This window comes from Oricola thermophila, from assembly GCF_013358405.1.
GTDB classification, from domain to species: Bacteria; Pseudomonadota; Alphaproteobacteria; order Rhizobiales; family Rhizobiaceae; genus Oricola; species Oricola thermophila.
This window is the reverse complement of sequence record NZ_CP054836.1, coordinates 3,671,579-3,687,790: the sequence shown is the minus strand read 5'-3', so window position 1 is coordinate 3,687,790 and position 16,212 is coordinate 3,671,579. Positions and strand designations below refer to the sequence as shown.

Annotated in this window: 18 protein-coding genes; 10 read left to right on the top strand and 8 right to left on the bottom strand. The window is 66.3% G+C overall.

Annotated features, from left to right (window positions below; translation table 11 throughout):
* Nucleotides 1-131 precede the first annotated feature (131 nt).
* Nucleotides 132-1,322, top strand: coding sequence for a D-alanyl-D-alanine carboxypeptidase family protein (locus HTY61_RS17735; protein WP_175278047.1), 1,191 nt, complete (start codon nucleotides 132-134; stop codon nucleotides 1,320-1,322).
* A gap of 8 nt (nucleotides 1,323-1,330) precedes the next feature.
* A complete protein-coding gene (locus tag HTY61_RS17730; RefSeq protein ID WP_175278046.1) occupies nucleotides 1,331-2,440 on the top strand; it encodes a CobW family GTP-binding protein in 1,110 nt (369 codons plus the stop codon).
* On the opposite strand, the gene HTY61_RS17725 is transcribed toward HTY61_RS17730, so the two are convergent.
* The 5 genes from HTY61_RS17725 to HTY61_RS17705 all read right to left on the bottom strand — a co-directional run bounded on the left by HTY61_RS17725 (nucleotide 2,441) and on the right by HTY61_RS17705 (nucleotide 5,893).
* Nucleotides 2,441-2,680 (bottom strand): sulfurtransferase TusA family protein, encoded by a 240-nt coding sequence (locus tag HTY61_RS17725; protein WP_175278045.1) that lies wholly within the window; start codon nucleotides 2,678-2,680, stop codon nucleotides 2,441-2,443.
* Between the two features lie 7 nt (nucleotides 2,681-2,687).
* Entirely contained in the window at nucleotides 2,688-3,620 is a 933-nt protein-coding gene (locus HTY61_RS17720; RefSeq protein WP_175278044.1) for a L,D-transpeptidase family protein, read from the bottom strand.
* A gap of 134 nt (nucleotides 3,621-3,754) precedes the next feature.
* Nucleotides 3,755-4,714, bottom strand: a complete 960-nt coding sequence (locus tag HTY61_RS17715) for an acetyl-CoA carboxylase carboxyltransferase subunit alpha (RefSeq protein ID WP_175278043.1) — start codon at nucleotides 4,712-4,714, stop codon at nucleotides 3,755-3,757.
* A gap of 72 nt (nucleotides 4,715-4,786) precedes the next feature.
* Nucleotides 4,787-5,707 (bottom strand): site-specific tyrosine recombinase XerD, encoded by a 921-nt coding sequence (locus HTY61_RS17710; RefSeq protein WP_175278042.1) that lies wholly within the window; start codon nucleotides 5,705-5,707, stop codon nucleotides 4,787-4,789.
* Nucleotides 5,708-5,743: 36 nt separating this feature from the next.
* Nucleotides 5,744-5,893, bottom strand: a complete 150-nt coding sequence (locus HTY61_RS17705) for a histidine kinase (RefSeq protein WP_175278041.1) — start codon at nucleotides 5,891-5,893, stop codon at nucleotides 5,744-5,746.
* A 149-nt stretch (nucleotides 5,894-6,042) separates the two neighbouring features.
* On the opposite strand from HTY61_RS17705, the gene HTY61_RS17700 reads away from it, so the two are divergent.
* From HTY61_RS17700 to HTY61_RS17685, 4 genes are all read left to right on the top strand, one after another.
* Nucleotides 6,043-6,669: a shikimate kinase gene (locus HTY61_RS17700; protein WP_175278040.1), complete on the top strand. Its 627-nt coding sequence runs from the start codon at nucleotides 6,043-6,045 to the stop codon at nucleotides 6,667-6,669.
* Nucleotides 6,666-7,790, top strand: a complete 1,125-nt coding sequence (aroB, locus tag HTY61_RS17695) for a 3-dehydroquinate synthase (RefSeq protein WP_175278039.1) — start codon at nucleotides 6,666-6,668, stop codon at nucleotides 7,788-7,790. The genes HTY61_RS17700 and aroB overlap by 4 nt, the downstream gene beginning before the upstream one ends.
* Before the next feature lie 15 nt (nucleotides 7,791-7,805).
* The gene (locus HTY61_RS17690) at nucleotides 7,806-9,062 is read left to right on the top strand and encodes an HlyC/CorC family transporter (protein WP_175278038.1); all 1,257 of its coding nucleotides are present in this window, start codon (nucleotides 7,806-7,808) and stop codon (nucleotides 9,060-9,062) included.
* A 139-nt stretch (nucleotides 9,063-9,201) separates the two neighbouring features.
* On the top strand, nucleotides 9,202-9,999 hold the full coding sequence (locus tag HTY61_RS17685) for a CPBP family glutamic-type intramembrane protease (RefSeq protein ID WP_175278037.1): 798 nt from the start codon (nucleotides 9,202-9,204) through the stop codon (nucleotides 9,997-9,999).
* Here HTY61_RS17685 and HTY61_RS17680 read toward each other — a convergent pair.
* A complete protein-coding gene (locus HTY61_RS17680; protein ID WP_175278036.1) occupies nucleotides 9,989-10,276 on the bottom strand; it encodes a BolA family protein in 288 nt (95 codons plus the stop codon). The two genes, HTY61_RS17685 and HTY61_RS17680, sit on opposite strands and share 11 nt — an antisense overlap.
* 156 nt (nucleotides 10,277-10,432) lie before the next feature.
* Between HTY61_RS17680 and HTY61_RS17675 the strand changes: the two genes are divergently transcribed.
* The 4 genes from HTY61_RS17675 (at nucleotide 10,433) to HTY61_RS17660 (ending at nucleotide 15,024) form a co-directional block, all read left to right on the top strand.
* A complete protein-coding gene (locus HTY61_RS17675) occupies nucleotides 10,433-11,053 on the top strand; it encodes a J domain-containing protein (RefSeq protein ID WP_175278035.1) in 621 nt (206 codons plus the stop codon).
* A 61-nt stretch (nucleotides 11,054-11,114) separates the two neighbouring features.
* A complete protein-coding gene (gene cobS, locus HTY61_RS17670) occupies nucleotides 11,115-12,101 on the top strand; it encodes a cobaltochelatase subunit CobS (RefSeq protein ID WP_175278034.1) in 987 nt (328 codons plus the stop codon).
* 8 nt (nucleotides 12,102-12,109) lie between these two features.
* The gene (gene cobT, locus HTY61_RS17665; protein ID WP_175278629.1) at nucleotides 12,110-14,017 is read left to right on the top strand and encodes a cobaltochelatase subunit CobT; all 1,908 of its coding nucleotides are present in this window, start codon (nucleotides 12,110-12,112) and stop codon (nucleotides 14,015-14,017) included.
* A 2-nt stretch (nucleotides 14,018-14,019) separates the two neighbouring features.
* Complete coding sequence (locus tag HTY61_RS17660) at nucleotides 14,020-15,024, top strand: esterase-like activity of phytase family protein (RefSeq protein ID WP_246272850.1); 1,005 nt, start codon at nucleotides 14,020-14,022, stop codon at nucleotides 15,022-15,024.
* A 3-nt stretch (nucleotides 15,025-15,027) separates the two neighbouring features.
* Here HTY61_RS17660 and HTY61_RS17655 read toward each other — a convergent pair whose 3' ends face one another.
* Both HTY61_RS17655 and rpmB read right to left on the bottom strand, forming a co-directional pair.
* Nucleotides 15,028-15,669 (bottom strand): queuosine precursor transporter, encoded by a 642-nt coding sequence (locus HTY61_RS17655; protein WP_175278032.1) that lies wholly within the window; start codon nucleotides 15,667-15,669, stop codon nucleotides 15,028-15,030.
* Between the two features lie 92 nt (nucleotides 15,670-15,761).
* Complete coding sequence (gene rpmB, locus HTY61_RS17650) at nucleotides 15,762-16,067, bottom strand: 50S ribosomal protein L28 (protein WP_175278031.1); 306 nt, start codon at nucleotides 16,065-16,067, stop codon at nucleotides 15,762-15,764.
* Between the last annotated feature and the right edge of the window lie 145 nt (nucleotides 16,068-16,212).

Here is a 16,212-nt window from a genome sequence, read left to right as displayed (position 1 = left end):
CGTGTGCCTGCCTGCCGGGAAGGACACCGCAAAAAACGCTTGCCATCGACATTCCGTCATCTAGACGGCACAATCACTGTCTAGCCCGCAACCCGAACCAATCCAACCCGGCATTGATGCCGAGAGAGACGATGCGCCCAGCAATCCGCCCAGCCCCGCTTCACCTTGCCGTGATCGCGCTCTTCATGCTTGTCGCACATGCGGCGGCCGCCGCATCGAGCACGATGCCCTCGATTGTCGTGGATGTCGAAAGCGGCCGCGTACTGCACGCGCAGCGGGAGTTCGACCGCTGGCAGCCGGCCTCGCTGACCAAGCTGATGACCGCCTACGTCGCCTTCCGGGAGATCGAGTCCGGGGCGCTGACGCTGAAATCGCCGGTGCGCATCTCGTCCAACGCGGCACGCAAGCCGCCGAGCCACATGGCCTATCCCGTCGGCACGATCGTCAATCTCGACAACGCGCTGAAGATGCTGCTGGCGAAATCGGCCAACGACATCGCCGTCGCGATCGCCGAATCGGTCTCCGGTTCCGAGGCGGAATTCGCGAAGCGCATGAATGCCGAGGCCGCGCGGCTGGGCATGAATGACAGCCATTTCGTGAACCCGCACGGCCTGCACGCGGACGGCCAGGTTTCATCCGCCCATGATCTTGCGGTGCTGGCGCGCGCGATTCGCCGCGAATTCCCGCAATACGACCGCTATTTCTCCATCGAGGCGCTGCAGGCGGGGGAAAGGACATACAGCAGCTACAACCTGCTGCTCGGCCGCTTCCCCGGCGCCGACGGCATGAAGACCGGCTATATCTGCGAGTCCGGCTTCAACCTGGTAGGGTCGGCGACGCGCGACGGCCATACGCTGATCGCCGTCGTGCTGGGCGAGATGAGCTCGAAGAGCCGTGCCGAGCGCGCCGCCGACCTGCTGGAACTGGGCTTTTCGCGCCTTCCCATGCTGGACAGCCTCCCGCTTCTCGCCTCGCTGGCGCCGCCGGCCGACCGCACCACCGAGGTCGCCGACCTGCGCGCCACCGTCTGTTCGCAGGAAGCCAACGACGCACGCTGGGCCGACCGTTCGCTTGACCATTTCGCCACCGACGCGCTCACCCCGATGACCCGCGCCCCGGTGCCGGTGGCGGTCTTCACGGGCGGCGCCGAGGGCATCTCGAAATCGGCCGTGCTGTTTGCCGGCCAGTATTTCGACAGCCTGCCGGTGCCGGCCGTCCGCCCGATGCGACTGTCCGACGAGGTCGCGGAACGGCGCGAGCAGGCCGGGCTGGTGGAGGGAATGATCCCGGTTCCGCAATCGCGCCCGGACGGGGGAGCCTGAAAGACGCTATGAAGTCCGTTCCCGTTCACATCGTCACCGGCTTTCTCGGCGCGGGCAAGACGACGCTGCTCAACCGGCTGCTTGCTTCCGGCGCCTTCGCCAACACCGCGGTCATCGTCAACGAGTTCGGCGATGTCGGCATCGACCACCTGCTTGTCGAGTCGACGCAGGCCGGCGACCAGATGATCGAGCTGTCAGACGGCTGCCTGTGCTGCACGGTCCGCGGCGATCTCGTCGACACGCTGGCCCGGATCGCGGAACGCGCGGAAGAGGGCGCGACCGTGGACCGCGTCATCATCGAGACGACTGGACTTGCCGACCCGGTGCCGGTCCTGCAGGCGATCATTGCCTCGGCGGAGATCGCCGCCCGATTCCGAGTAGCCAGCGTTGTCACCGTGGTCTGCACGCAGACCGGGCTTGCCAGCCTCGCGGACCACGAGGAGGCACGGCGCCAGGTGGCGCTCGCCGACCGCATCGTGCTGACCAAGACGGATGTCGCCGCCCCCTCCGACGAACTGATTTCCGTGCTGCGCGCGCTCAACCCGCTCGTGGCACCCGTCGACGCGCAGGCAGAGGGCTTCTCGCTGACGCTCGACGACAGCGCGCTGACGGCGGCGGACGTGCCCGGGGAAGAGCCGCACCACCATCACCACCACAACCATCACGACCACCATCACCACGACCATGACCATGACCACGGACATGGGCACGGGCACGGGCACGGGCACGGGCACGACGTGAACCGCCACGATGCGGCGATCGAGGCCTTCACGCTCACCCATGACAGGCCGATCCCCTTCGCCACGGTCGAGATGTTCTGCGATCTGCTGCGCGGCTCCATGGCCGACCGGCTGCTGCGCGTGAAGGGGATCGTGCAAACGGCCGGGACGCCGGACCGCCCGCTGGTCATCCACGGCGTGCGCTCGGTGTTCCACCCGCCTGTCCGCCTCGACGGCTGGAACGGGCGGCGGCCGCAGACACGGCTTGTCGTGATCGCGAAGAACGGCAGCCGTGCCAATGTCGAGGACCTGTTCGAGGCGTTCACCGGGGGCATCGCGCCCGACCGGCCGGACGCGCAGGCGCTGACGGACAACCCGCTGGCCATACCGGGGACGTGATCAGGCGCCGCGCTCGATGAGGAAGAGGTGGCCGTCCTCGGCCTTCTCCGATTCGATCAGCCGGTGGCCGCTTTCCCGGCACCAGTTGGGAATGTCGATGACGGCGAGCGGATCGCTGGTGCGCACCCGCAGACGCTCGCCCGGCGCCATGTCGAGCATCCGTCTCTGCGTCTTCAGCACGGGCATCGGGCAGTTGAGACCACGCAGGTCGTAGGTTTCCGCCGGCTCGGTTTCGCTCATTGCGCCGTCATTCCGCCGCGGCGCGCGTCCTGCCCAGCAGTTCCGAGATCGGAGCCGCTGGCAGCGACTGCATGCTCTCTGCCGCCGCCCTGCCTTCCAGCTTCGCGACCGCCTGCTCGAACGCCAGCGTGTGCTGCGATTGCAGTTGCCGGTAGGCGAGCGCCAGGTTTTCCGGCATCCTCATCGGCGGGCAGGCCGCCGCCGGCCGGAATTCGCCCTGCTCGGCCACACGGTTGAACACGTAGCGCCGCTCGCAGACATCGACCTTCGGCGGCACGCGCGTCAGTTCGAAATGGTCGTAGCCTTCCTTGAGCATCTTCCAGAATTCGAAATGGGGGCTGTCGCGGTGCTTCGCCATGTTCTCCGGCGTCATGCGGAACGGGAAGGCCTGTACCTGGAAGGCATCCTGCCGGCCGCCCGTGAGCGCCTCGCGGGCGAAGGCGTAGATCTCGGCGATGTTCTCGTCGGTCATGGAATAGCAACCGGCGGAGGAACACGCGCCATGCACCATCAGGTCGGAGCCGGTGCGGCCGTGCGCCCGGTCATAGGCGTTGGGATAGCCCGTGTTGAAGGCGAGGTGATATCTCGAGTTCGGGTTCAGCAGCCTGCGCGAGACGAAGTAGAAGCCCTCCGGGGCCTGCCGGTCGCCTTCCCTGAACTTCGGCCCGAGCTTCCCGGAATAGGCGCAGATCTCGTAGCTTTTCACCAGCGCGAACTTGCCGGTATCCTTCTGCTTCCACACCTCCAGAACGTTCTCGTCCTTGAAGATGCGCATGAAGATCGGCGACGCCGGGGTCATGCCGTTGGCCTTCATGAAGGCCAGCGCGTCCTTGGGCAGGGGAGCATTGGCCTTCAGCGACAGCACGTCGCTTGCCTGGCACCCGGCCAGCGCCGAGAGTCCCGCCAGTGCGATTGCGATCACGATCCGCCGAAACGACATGTAAACGGCTCCCCGATGCCGAGATGTAACGCCCGGATCATAGTTGACAAATGTTTACCGCAGGTTTCCCGCGCCTGTCCCATAGACGGAATCGGGAAAGATTGCGGCATCCCTGTGACAGGACCCCGGTCGCGTCAGCCGAGATTGCGTCCGATGGCGAGGAATTTCTCGCGCCTTTCCTGCTTCACCGCGGGTCCGTCGAGCTTTGCGAGATCGCTTAGCGCCGCCGAGATCGTCTTGCGCGTCTCCTCGAATACCGCCTCGGGATCGCGATGCGCGCCGCCGATCGGCTCCTTCACTATGCCGTCGATCACTTTCAGCGACAGCAGGTCCTGCGCCGTGATCTTCATCGCGGTGGCCGCATCCTTGGCGCGCGCCGCGTCGCGCCAAAGGATCGAGGCGCCGCCTTCCGGCGAGATCACCGAGTAGATCGAGTGCTCGAGCATGTAGACCCGGTTCGCCGTGGCGATGGCGATGGCGCCGCCCGACCCGCCCTCGCCGATGATGACGGACACGACCGGCACTTCCAGGTTGAGGCACATCTCGGTCGACCGGGCGATGGCCTCCGCCTGGCCGCGCTCCTCCGCGCCGATGCCCGGATAGGCGCCCGCCGTGTCGACCAGCGAGATGACCGGCAGGCCGAAGCGGTTGGCCATTTCCATGATCCTGACCGCCTTGCGGTATCCCTCCGGCCGCGCCATGCCGAAATTGTGCTTCAGGCGGCTCTTGGTGTCGGTGCCCTTCTCCTGGCCGATCACCGCAACCGGTTGGCCGCCGAACCGGGCGAAGCCGGCGACGATCGCGGCATCCTCGGCGAATTTCCGGTCGCCGGCCAACTGCGTGAACTCGTCGAACAGCGCGTCGACATACTGCTTGCAGTGCGGCCTGTCGGGGTGGCGCGCGACCAGGGCCTTCTGCCACGGAGACAGCTTCTTGTAGATCTCGACCAGGGCCTCGGCGGAACGCTTTTCCAGCCGCGCCACTTCCTCGGCGACATCGACGCCGCCGCCCTCGGCCTCCGAGAGCTTCTTCAGCTCCATGATCTGGCCGTCCAGGTCGGCAATCGGCTTTTCAAACTCGAGATAGCTGTACATTGAAGAGCGGTCCGATGGCATTTCGTTTGGCGGTCACGTGGAGGCAAAAACGGTCATTGTCAAGCGCGGCGATCAGGACGCGCCGGCAAGCGGATGATGCTCCGTGACCAGCCGGTGCAGCCGTTCTTCCAGCACGTGGGTGTAAATCTGCGTGGTGGAAATGTCAGCGTGGCCCAGCAATTGCTGCACGGCGCGCAGGTCCGCCCCGTTCTGAAGGAGATGGCTGGCGAAGGCATGGCGCAGCACGTGCGGCGACAATTTCGCCGCCGCTATGCCGCAGCGCGCGCCAAGCGCCTTCAGGTCGCGTGCGAAGACCTGGCGGGCGAGATGGCCGGCGTAGTTCTCCGCCGGAAACAGCCAGGGACAGTCGTCGGCACGCGGATCGCGGTTTCGCCTCTCCAGATGGGCCTGCACCGCCTCCCGCGCCGTTTCCGTAACCGGCACCATGCGCTCCTTGCCGCCCTTGCCCTTTACCATGAAGAAGGGCTCGTTGCGCCAGGCGACGCTGACCGGCAGGGACACCAGCTCGCTGACCCGCATGCCCGTGGCGTAGAGAAGTTCGAGCAACGCCCGGTTGCGCAGGGCAACCGCCCGCGCCCTGTCGTCCCGTTCCGGGTCGGCTGCCTCCTCTGCGGCGCGGTCGAGCAACCGGCCGACCTCCTCCTCGCCCAGCACCCTGGGCAGGGTCCGCGCCTTCTTCGGCGAGGCGATCACCCCGGTCGGATCGTCGCCGCGCAGCCCTTCCGAGTAGAGAAAGCGGAAATACTGCCGGAGCGCCGACAGCTTTCGCGCCTGCGACGAGGCCGCGTAGCCTGCAGCATCGAGGCTTTGCAGATATGCCGAGATGTCTGCGGGCACCGCCTCGCGGAGCCGCCTGGAGCGGGCCGTGCGCACGAATCGCTCGGCATCCTCCAGGTCGAGCCGGTAGGACGCCAGCGTGTTGTCCGCGGCGCCGCGCTCGGCACTCATCATTTCAAGGAACGCGTCGATCATGGCGCCGAGAATAGGCGCCGATGGTTTCCCGCCGGTTTAGAAATCGGGATTGATCCGGTTTGCGGGGATGCGCACCTGCATCTCGCGCGGCGTCGGATCGACATAGAAGACCAGCGCCCACATGCCGGCATAGACGATGCCGGCAAGCACGCCGATCGTGAACAGGAACCGGATCAGGCTTGGCATTTCCCCCCGACCTCCGAAGCAATTCGGACCTTCGTCCCCGCGATATGCGGTGCAACGCCGGCAAAATCAAACCCTAAAGCGCGTTTCGTGACAATTCTTGACAGCGCCGCGGCGTTCATGCGCTAAGCGGAAAACGGACAAGACAAGCGATGACTCCTGAAGCAAAAGCCAATTGCGAGACCGTGCGCGGCCTTATCGGCCAGCGTTCGATCGTGCTTGTCGGCCTCATGGGAGCGGGCAAGTCCGCCGTCGGCAGGAAGGTGGCCGCGATGCTGGACCTGCCTTTCGTCGACGCGGACACCGAGATCGAGAGGGTCTCCGCCATGACGATTCCGGACCTGTTCGAGCAATATGGCGAGCCCGAATTTCGCGCGCTGGAACGGCGCGTGGTGACGCGGCTCCTGAAAAGCGGACCGCAGGTGCTGGCGACCGGCGGCGGCGCCTTCATCAACGAATCGACCCGCCAGGCCATCGGGCGGCGCGGCATCTCCGTCTGGCTGTCGGCCGATCTCGACCTGCTGATGGAGCGCGTCTCGCGCCGCCAGAACCGGCCGCTGTTGCGCGATCCCGACCCGCGCGGGGTTATGCAGCGGCTGATGGAGGAACGCTACCCGGTCTATGCCACGGCCGATATCGATGTACAGTCGCGGGACATCACCAAGGAGGAGATGGCGGCCAATGTCGTGGCTGCCGTCGCCGAATGGCTGGAAGCCGGCGGGCATGCGCGCGGCAAGGCCGCCGAGACCGCCAAGACAACGGGAAAAGCAGAGCAATGACCGCATCCGATGCCGCCGAGACCGTCCGCGTCGAACTCGGCGACCGTTCATACGACATCCTGATCGGCCCCGGCCTGCTGGGCGACGCCGGCCGCCACGTCTCAACCGTTCTTCCCGGCATCCGCGCGGCGATCGTCACGGACGACAATGTCGCCCAGCACCACCTGGAGACGGTGCGGCAAAGTCTCGCCGATGCAGGCATAGAGACCGCCGAGATCGTCGTGCCCGCGGGCGAGCCGTCCAAGAGCTTCGCGACGCTGCAGGAGGTCGTCTCGCGCATACTCGACGCCCGGCTGGAGCGCGGCGACGCCGTGATCGCGCTCGGCGGCGGCGTGATCGGCGACCTGGCCGGTTTCGCCGCGGCAATCGTGCGCCGCGGCATGAATTTCGTGCAGATGCCGACGACGCTGCTGGCGCAGGTCGATTCCTCGGTCGGCGGCAAGACGGGGATCAACGCCCCGCACGGCAAGAACCTTGTCGGCGCCTTCTACCAGCCGCGCCTCGTGCTGGCCGACACTGCGGCCCTGGACACCCTGCCCGCGCGCGAGTTCCGCGCCGGCTATGCCGAGGTCGTCAAGTACGGCCTGATCGACCGGCCGGATTTCTTCGCCTGGCTGGAGGGAAACTGGCCGGCGATCCGGGACGGCGGGCCGGAACGCATCCGCGCGATCGCCGAATCGTGCCGCGCCAAGGCCGATGTCGTCGCCCGCGACGAGCGCGAGGCCGGAGACCGCGCGCTGCTCAATCTCGGCCACACCTTCGGCCACGCGCTGGAGGCGGCCGCGAAATACGACCCGGCGATCCTGGTGCATGGCGAGGGCGTTGCCATCGGCATGGTGCTGGCGCACGAGTTTTCGGCCCGCATGAACCTGGCCAGCCCCGACGACGCGAGGCGCGTCGCCGCCCATCTTGAAAATGCGGGCCTGCCGACAAATCTCGATGGAATGAAAACGCATCTGCGCGATGCCGATAGCATGCTGGGCTTCATCCGCCAGGACAAGAAGGTCACGCGCGGCGCGCTCAATTTCATCCTGACGCGCGGGGTCGGCCGGTCCTTCATCGCGAAAGACGTGCCGGAATCGGAAGTGCGCGGCTTCCTTGTCGACAAGATCGGTCAGTAAGCAGGGAGCGAAATCATGGAAATCTGGATCGTCGCCGGCACCGTCCTGGTCCTTGTCGTCCTGTCGGCCTTCTTCTCGGGCTCCGAGACGGCACTGACCGCGACCTCGCGCGCGCGCATGCACCACCTGGAGGGCCAGGGCGACAAGCGTGCGGAGAGCGTCAACAGGCTGCTGACCCGGCAGGACCGGCTGATCGGCGCGCTGCTGATCGGCAACAACCTGGTCAACATCCTCGGCTCCGCGCTGGCCACCAGCATGTTCCTGGCACTGTTCGGCCAGAGCGGCGTCGCCTATGCGACCATCGCCATGACAGTGCTGCTGGTGATCTTCGCCGAGGTGCTGCCGAAATCCTGGGCGATTTCCAATCCCGACCGCTTCGCCCTCTTCGTCGCCCCGGTGATCCGCCGCTTCGTCGTCGTGGTCGGCCCGCTGTCGAGCCTCGTCAACGGCATCGTCCGGCGCATCCTGAAGGTCTTCGGCGTCGATCTCGCCGACAATGCGCCCCTGCTGAGCGCGCAGGAGGAGATCCGCGGCGCCGTCGAGGTGCTGCACAAGGAGGGCTCGGTGGTCAAGGAGGAGCGCGACCGCCTCGGCGGCCTGCTCGACCTCGCCGAGCTGGAGGTCTCCGACATCATGGTCCACCGCACCAACATGAAGATGGTCAATGCGGACCAGGAGCCCGCGGCCATTGTCGCCGAGATCCTGGACAGCCCGTATACCCGCATGCCGGTCTGGCGCGGCGAGACCGACAACATCGTCGGCATCGTCCATGCCAAGGACATGCTGCGCGCGCTCTATGCCGTCAACAACGATGCCAGCAAGATCGACATCATGAAGGTCGCCAACAAGCCGTGGTTCGTGCCGGATACCACGACGCTGCGCGACCAGCTCGACGCCTTCCTGCGTCGCAAGGCCCATGTCGCCGTGGTCGTCGACGAATATGGCGAGGTCGAAGGCCTCGTCACGCTGGAGGACATCATCGAGGAGATCGTCGGCGACATCGCCGACGAGCACGACGTGGACGTGCAGGGCGTTCGCCAGGAGGCGGACGGCTCGATCGTCGTCGACGGCTCGGTGCCGATTCGCGACCTCAACCGCGCGCTCGACTGGGACCTGCCCGACGAGGAGGCGACGACGATCGCCGGACTGGTCATCCACGAGGCGCAGACGATCCCCGCCGAGAAGCAGGCATTCACCTTCCACAACAAGCGCTTCATCGTCATGAAGCGCCAGAAGAACCGGATCACCAAGCTTCGCATCCGCCCCGTCTGACGGGCGACGGGGCGGTCTGCCGGCCGGCTGCGGTGACACAGGCGGGGCAGCGCCCCTTGATCGCGGTCAAGGCGACCACGCGCGACCGTGATACTCCTGCGCAGGGGAACGGGCATGTTCCCGGGTCGGGATGTTACGGATGACCATACGCGCACTGCCGATTTTCTTCCTGCTGGCCTTCGGCATAGCCTGGGGCACCTTCGCCCTGCTCGTGGCAATGCCGGAGACGCTGGCCGGCCTGTTCGGGCCGGTCTCGGCAAGCAATCCGCTGTTCTTCCTGGCGGTCTGGGCACCGGCGATCGGCGCGGTTGCGCTCGTCCTGGCCGCCGCCGGCCCCGGCGGGCTTGTCCGCTACCTGTCGCGACTGTTGCTGTGGCGGGCGCCACTTGCCTGGTACCTGTTCGTGCTGGCGGGCATCCCGGCGATCTACTACGCGGGCGCGGCGATCAAGGGCGAGCCGTTCGATATCTTCCCCTTCGACACGGCGGGGGACTTTCTCGCCGCCTCGGCGTTCATGCTGATCCTCGGCCCGATGGAGGAACTCGGCTGGCGCGGCCTCGCGCTGCCGCTGATGCAGCGGCTGGCGGCCCCGTTCTGGGCCGGCCTCGCCCTCGGTATCGTCTGGGCCGTCTGGCATCTCCCGGCGTTCCTGCTGTCCGGCACGCCCCAGTCGAACTGGGAATTCCTGCCCTTCCTCGCCGGCTCGGTATCGGTCTCGGTCATCGTGACGCCGCTGTTCAACGCCTCGCGCGGCTCGATTCTCCTGCCGCTGCTTCTTCACTTCCAGCTCAACGGGCCGGCCTGGCCGGACGCGCAGCCCCACGACAACTGGCTTTTCGTCCTGGCGGCGGTCATTGTCGTGTGGCTGAACCGCGGGACGATGTTCACCCGGAGCGACGCCGTGACCGACGCGATACCGCTGGCGCCTACCACCTGACGGTTTCGCCCGGCGCGGCCGGTTCCAGCGCCAGTGCGTGCACGCCGTCCGCGATCTCCTGCGACAAAAGGTCGTTCAGCGCGCGGTGACGCTCGATCCGGTTCATGCCGGCGAAGGCCTCCGAGACCACGCGGACGCGAAAATGCGTCTCGCCCTCGCCGCTCATCGCGCCGCCGTGATGGCTGGCATGCAGGTGGCTTTCGTTGATGACGGCCAGCCTTTCCGGCGCGAAAGCCTCGGTTATTTTCCTCGTGATGCGTTCTTCAATCGGCCCCATTGATGTCCTACCTGTTATCTTGCCTTGCCCTTGTTCGGAATGGCGGGTAAACCAGTGCGTCCTTTTGGGGGCACGTTGCGGCTCGGTTTGTCGCGTCAAATCTTCCGATGTCAATGTTCTCATGCGGTGGACAACCGCCGCATTCGCTTTGGTCAGATGAAACCCAGTTCCAAATACTTCGACTCCATACGCATCAATCCTGGCGGAAAGAAGCGAAAAAAGCGCGAGGAGGAGACCGCCTCCCAGACGTGCCAGTGGAACGGCTGCGACAAGCCGGGCACCCACAAGGCGCCGGCGGGACGCGACCGCGAGGGGCAGTACCTGCATTTCTGCCTCGACCACGTGCGCGAGTACAACAAGAACTACAACTACTTCTCCGGCCTGTCGGACGACGAGATCGCCAAGTTCCAGAAGGATGCCGTGGTCGGCAACCGGCCGACATGGAAGATGGGAACCGCGCGGGTGGAAGATGCCGCCGCGGCGCCGATCTTCTCTGACCTGCGGTCCGGCTCGGCGCGCTCCATGCGCATGCGCGATCCCAACTGGCGCCCCGACGCCTATGTGCGCCCGGTGCGAAAGCTCAAGCCGCTCGAGGCCAAGGCGATGTCGACGCTCGGTCTCAAGGCGACCGCCACCGCCGAGGACATCAAGACCCAGTACAAGGCACTGGTCAAGAAGCACCACCCCGACGCGAATGGCGGCGACCGCGGCTCCGAGGAGCGCTTCCGCGAGGTCGTTCAGGCCTACCAATTGTTGAAAACCGCCGGGCTGTGCTAGTCCGGTTTCGAATAACGACGAAATCCCGAATGCGGGCCGCGCGCCGCATCGAGGAGGCAAGATGAACAAGATGGAACTCGACATCGCCAACATGCCCGACACCACGGTGGACGTGCGCGAAATGTTCGGCATCGATGTCGACATGCAGGTGCCGGCCTACTCGGAAGCGGACGCCTATGTGCCCGAGCTCGATCCGGACTACATTTTCGACCGCGCCACCACCATGGCGATTCTCGCAGGCTTCGCGCACAATCGCCGCGTGATGGTCTCCGGCTATCACGGCACCGGCAAGTCGACCCACATCGAGCAGGTCGCGGCGCGGCTCAACTGGCCGTGCGTGCGTGTCAACCTCGACAGCCATGTCAGCCGGATCGACCTTGTCGGCAAGGACGCCATCGTCGTGCGCGAGGGCAAGCAGGTCACCGAGTTCCGGGACGGCATCCTGCCCTGGGCCTACCAGCACAATGTCGCGCTTGTCTTCGACGAATACGATGCCGGCCGCCCGGACGTGATGTTCGTGATCCAGCGCGTGCTGGAATCCTCGGGCCGCCTGACCCTGCTCGACCAGAGCCGCGTCATCCGCCCGCATCCGGCCTTCCGGCTGTTCGCCACGGCCAACACGGTCGGACTCGGCGACACGACCGGCCTCTACCACGGCACCCAGCAGATCAACCAGGCGCAGATGGACCGCTGGTCCATCGTCACCACGCTGAACTACCTGCCGCACGACAAGGAAGTCGAGATCGTGCTGGCCAAGGCCAAGCACTACCAGGACGCCAAGGGCCGCGAAATCGTCGACAACATGGTGCGCCTGGCCGACATGACGCGCCAGGCCTTCATGAACGGGGATCTCTCCACCGTAATGAGCCCGCGCACGGTCATCACCTGGGCCGAGAACGCCGAGATCTTCAAGGATGTGGGCTTTGCATTCCGGCTGACATTCCTCAACAAGTGCGACGACCTCGAGCGCGCCCTGGTCGCGGAGTTCTACCAGCGCTGCTTCGGCGAGGAGTTGCCGGAAAGCGCTGCCAACGTGGTGCTGAGCTAGGCGCGTCGCTGGCGGCAACGATGGCAGGACCCGGAGACAACACACGCACCAAGCCGGGCAAGCCGGCAGACACCGAGCCCTTCAAGCGCGCGGTGACGGCCTGCATGCGCGCCATGTCCGGCGAGCCGGAACTCGAAGTCGTCTTCGCCGCCGACAAGCCGGCCTATGCCGGCAAGCACGCCCGCCTGCCCGACCTGCCAAAGCGCGCGTCGAAGAACGACGTCATGGTGACGCGCGGCATCGGCGATTCCATGGCCCTGCGTACCGCCTGCCACGATCCCGCAATCCACGCCCGCTCGGCGCCCGAGGGCGCCGACGCCCGCGCCGTTTTCGACGCCGTGGAGCAGGCCCGCGTGGAATCGATCGGCACGCGTCGCATGCCCGGCGTCGGCGACAACATCGCGGCCATGATCGACGACAAGTTCGTGCGCAACAACCTCGCCGCCGTCACCGAGCAGGAACAGGCGCCGCTGGCCGAGGCCGTCGCCCTGATCGTGCGCGAGAAGCTGACCGGCCGGCCGACGCCGCCAGGCGCGGCCGCCGTCGCCGATCTCTGGCGCGACTGGATCGAGAACAAGGCCGGCGACAGCTTCGCCGATCTCGAGACCGCAATCGACGACCAGTCCGCCTTCGCCAGGGCCGTGCGCGACATGCTCGTCTCCATGGAGCTCGCCGACGAGATGTCCGCCGAAGACCCGGAGGAGGCCGAGGACGACGAGGACGACGAACAGGAGCAGCAGGACGAGACCGAGGGCGGCGCGGAGGACGAGGCCGGTTCCGAGCAATCCGAGGAGCAGGAAAGCCAGACCGAGAGCGAGCAGCCGGAATCGGGCGAGATGGAGGCCGCCGACGCGACCGCCGACGACATGAACGAGGACATGGATGCCGATGCCGAGGAACCCGGCGAGGCCATCCGCCCCGACCAGCCCTACAACGACATCCTGTCCGGCATCGACTACAATATCTACACCACCGAGTTCGACGAGACGATCGCCGCCGAGGAACTGTGCGACGAGGCCGAGCTGGAGCGCCTTCGCGCCTTCCTCGACAAGCAGCTCGCCAATCTCCAGGGCGTCGTGGGACGGCTTGCAAACCGGCTGCAGCGCCGCCTGATGGCGCAGCAGAACCGCTCCTGGGATTTCGACCTGGAGGAAGGCTATCTCGACCCCGCGCGGCTGCCGCGCATCATCATCGACGAGATGGCCGGCACATTCGCGCCGCTTTCCTTCAAGCGCGAGCGCGACACCACCTTCCGCGACACGGTCGTCACGCTTCTGCTCGACAATTCCGGCTCGATGCGCGGTCGCCCGATAACCGTGGCCGCGACCTGCGCGGACATTCTCGCGCGTACGCTGGAGCGCTGCGGCGTGAAGGTGGAAATCCTCGGCTTCACGACCCGCGCCTGGAAGGGCGGCCAGTCGCGCGAGGCATGGCTCAAGAACGGCAAACCCGCTGAGCCTGGCCGCCTCAACGACCTGCGCCACATCATCTACAAGAGCGCCGACGCGCCGTGGCGGCGCGCGCGCCGCAATCTCGGCCTGATGATGCGCGAGGGCCTGCTCAAGGAGAACATCGACGGCGAGGCGTTGACCTGGGCCTGGCGCCGTTTGGCCGCGCGGCCGGAGCAGCGCAAGATCCTGATGATGATCTCGGATGGCGCGCCGGTCGACGATTCCACCCTGTCGGTCAATCCCGGCAACTACCTGGAACGCCACCTGCGCGCCGTCATCGAGGAAATCGAGACCCGTTCGGCGGTCGAGCTGCTGGCCATCGGCATCGGCCATGACGTGACGCGCTACTACCGCCGCGCCGTGACCATCGTGGACGCCGAGGAACTGGCCGGCGCGATGACGGAACAGTTGGCAGCCCTGTTCGAGGAACAGAAGGCGCGCGACACCCGCCGCCGGGCGGGGTGAGCGTGACGTTCCGCCTCCCGGCCGCGGTGAGCCTGGCTGCCCTGTTGCTTTCCGGCGCCGCCGCGGCCGCGCCGGATGTCATTCCGGTCGAGGTGACGGCACGGCCCATCGAACATTTCCGCATAGGCTCGGACCGGCAGCGCTTCGGCGAACTGGAATTCGCCGGCGGCCTCGATCTGTCGGGCTCGTCGCGCCATTTCGGCGCGCTGTCGGCCGTTCACCTGCATCCGGGCGGATCACGCATGATGGCCGTCGCGGACACCGGGTTCTGGCTTGCCGCAAACATCGACCGCGACCCGGACGGACGCCCCGTCGGCCTGTCGGATGTCGCCATGTGGGAGATGACCAACGGCGCGGGCAAGTGGGAAACCGATGCCGAGGGCATGACGGCGACGGGGGACACGATCTTCGTAAGCTACGAGCGCACCCACCGGATCGCCGAATTCGCCCTGGACGACGACGGTTTCCCGGTTCTGCGGCGCGAGGCGCCGCCGCCGGTGGCGTTGCACGAATTGCGGACCAATCGCGGCTTCGAGGCCGTCGCGATCGTGCCCGACGGCCAGCCGCTGGCAGGCTCGCTGGTGGGCGTCAGCGAGAAAAGTCTCGACGGGAACCGCAACATCATGGCTTTCCTGCGCCGCCCCGACGGCTCCAGCTTCGAGTTTTCCGTGAAGCGGGTCGGCGAGTTCGATGTCACCGACGGCCAGTTCCTGCCCGACGGCGATCTGGTGCTGCTCGAACGCCGCTTCAACATCACGGACGGCGTCGCCATGCGGCTGCGCCGCATCGCCGCCGGCGCCATTGCAGAAGGCGCGACGGTGGACGGCGAGGTGTTGCTGGAAGCCGATCTCCTCTACCAGATCGACAACATGGAAGGCCTGTCGATCACGGTCGATCCCGACGGCACGCCGCGCCTGACGATCGTCTCCGACGACAATCATTCCATCCTGCAGCGCAACCTGCTGCTGGAGTTCCGTCTGGTCGGGGCGGAAGACCGTTCCGGCTGACGCTCAGGCCGGCACGGCGGACCTGTCGGCGATGAAAGCGCGAAGCACCCGGTAGGGCGCGAGCAGGACGACCGCGACCAGGATCTTCACGCAGAAATCGCCGGCCGCCAGCGACACCCAAAGCGGCACCTCGACACCGATCCCGAGGAAGGGAACCGGGAAGGCGAGCGAACTGTCCTCCATGCCGAACCCGGCATCGATGAAGGCCATGCGTGCCGAGAAGGCAATGCCGAAGAACAGCACGGTGTCGATCACGGAACCGAACAGCGACGAAACCAGCGGCGCTTTCCACCACGCCTGGCGACGCAGCTTCTCGAAGACCGCCACATCAAGCATCTGGGCGACGAGAAAGGCGGAGCCGGAGGCAACCGCGATGCGCGGGCTGGCCAGCCATACCGAGAGCACGACGGCCAGCACGAAACCGGCCACGACGACACCGCGTGCCGCGGCAGGACCGAAGCGGCGGTTGGTCAGGTCGGTGACGAGAAAGGCGGCCGGATAGGTGAACGCGCCCCAGGTCAGGATGTCGGCGAGATCGATGCCGCCGAACGTTGCCCGGACCGGAAACTGGACGAGCCAGTTCGATGCGGCGACGACCGCGCACATCGCGACGATGAAGGGAAGAAAGGTACGTGTATCGCGCATTTTTTTATCCTGGGTGATGCCACCAGCAAGAGGAACGAAAACAGGCCGGCGAACCGGCCTGTCGATGCAGTGCCGTCAGTCGGCGCCCGTAATCAGGCGGCCTGGTCTGCTGCCTTCTCGGCAGCCTTCTTGGCAATCTGGCGCTTCAGCAGGCGAGCGCGCTGCGACAGCTCGTTGTCCTTCGCCTTGGCGAGGAAGGCGTCGAGGCCGCCGCGATGCTCGACGGTGCGCAGCGCCGCCGCGGAAATGCGGAAACGGTAGCTCTGGCCCATCGTCTCCGACATCAGCGTGACGTGGCAGAGATTGGGAAGGAACCGGCGCCGGGTCTTGTTGTTGGCGTGGCTCACATTGTTTCCGGACTGGACAGACTTGCCGGTCAGTTCGCATGCGCGAGACATGATCATCACCTTCGAATTCGGTTTCTCGTTCCGCAAATCCAACGCAATTTCCAGTCGCGCCCGCCCGGGCGTCGTCAACGGACAATTGCGGTTCTCGCGGAAAAGTCAGCGTCCTATAGTGACTGGGGACATTTTCGTCAACCGT

Bases quoted from the DNA above. Each gene is read 5' to 3' on its own strand.
- HTY61_RS17700 (WP_175278040.1), top strand. From the start codon at position 6,043: ATGACTCCTGAAGCAAAAGCCAATTGCGAGACCGTGCGCGGCCTTATC.
- HTY61_RS17720 (WP_175278044.1), bottom strand. From the start codon at position 3,620: ATGTCGTTTCGGCGGATCGTGATCGCAATCGCACTGGCGGGACTCTCG.
- HTY61_RS17685 (WP_175278037.1), top strand. From the start codon at position 9,202: ATGACCATACGCGCACTGCCGATTTTCTTCCTGCTGGCCTTCGGCATA.
- HTY61_RS17675 (WP_175278035.1), top strand. From the start codon at position 10,433: ATGAAACCCAGTTCCAAATACTTCGACTCCATACGCATCAATCCTGGC.
- HTY61_RS17690 (WP_175278038.1), top strand. From the start codon at position 7,806: ATGGAAATCTGGATCGTCGCCGGCACCGTCCTGGTCCTTGTCGTCCTG.
- HTY61_RS17705 (WP_175278041.1), bottom strand. From the start codon at position 5,893: ATGCCAAGCCTGATCCGGTTCCTGTTCACGATCGGCGTGCTTGCCGGC.
- cobS (WP_175278034.1), top strand. From the start codon at position 11,115: ATGAACAAGATGGAACTCGACATCGCCAACATGCCCGACACCACGGTG.
- HTY61_RS17735 (WP_175278047.1), top strand. From the start codon at position 132: ATGCGCCCAGCAATCCGCCCAGCCCCGCTTCACCTTGCCGTGATCGCG.
- HTY61_RS17710 (WP_175278042.1), bottom strand. From the start codon at position 5,707: ATGATCGACGCGTTCCTTGAAATGATGAGTGCCGAGCGCGGCGCCGCG.
- aroB (WP_175278039.1), top strand. From the start codon at position 6,666: ATGACCGCATCCGATGCCGCCGAGACCGTCCGCGTCGAACTCGGCGAC.
- HTY61_RS17725 (WP_175278045.1), bottom strand. From the start codon at position 2,680: ATGAGCGAAACCGAGCCGGCGGAAACCTACGACCTGCGTGGTCTCAAC.
- HTY61_RS17730 (WP_175278046.1), top strand. From the start codon at position 1,331: ATGAAGTCCGTTCCCGTTCACATCGTCACCGGCTTTCTCGGCGCGGGC.
- HTY61_RS17715 (WP_175278043.1), bottom strand. From the start codon at position 4,714: ATGTACAGCTATCTCGAGTTTGAAAAGCCGATTGCCGACCTGGACGGC.
- HTY61_RS17680 (WP_175278036.1), bottom strand. From the start codon at position 10,276: ATGGGGCCGATTGAAGAACGCATCACGAGGAAAATAACCGAGGCTTTC.
- HTY61_RS17655 (WP_175278032.1), bottom strand. From the start codon at position 15,669: ATGCGCGATACACGTACCTTTCTTCCCTTCATCGTCGCGATGTGCGCG.
- rpmB (WP_175278031.1), bottom strand. From the start codon at position 16,067: ATGTCTCGCGCATGCGAACTGACCGGCAAGTCTGTCCAGTCCGGAAAC.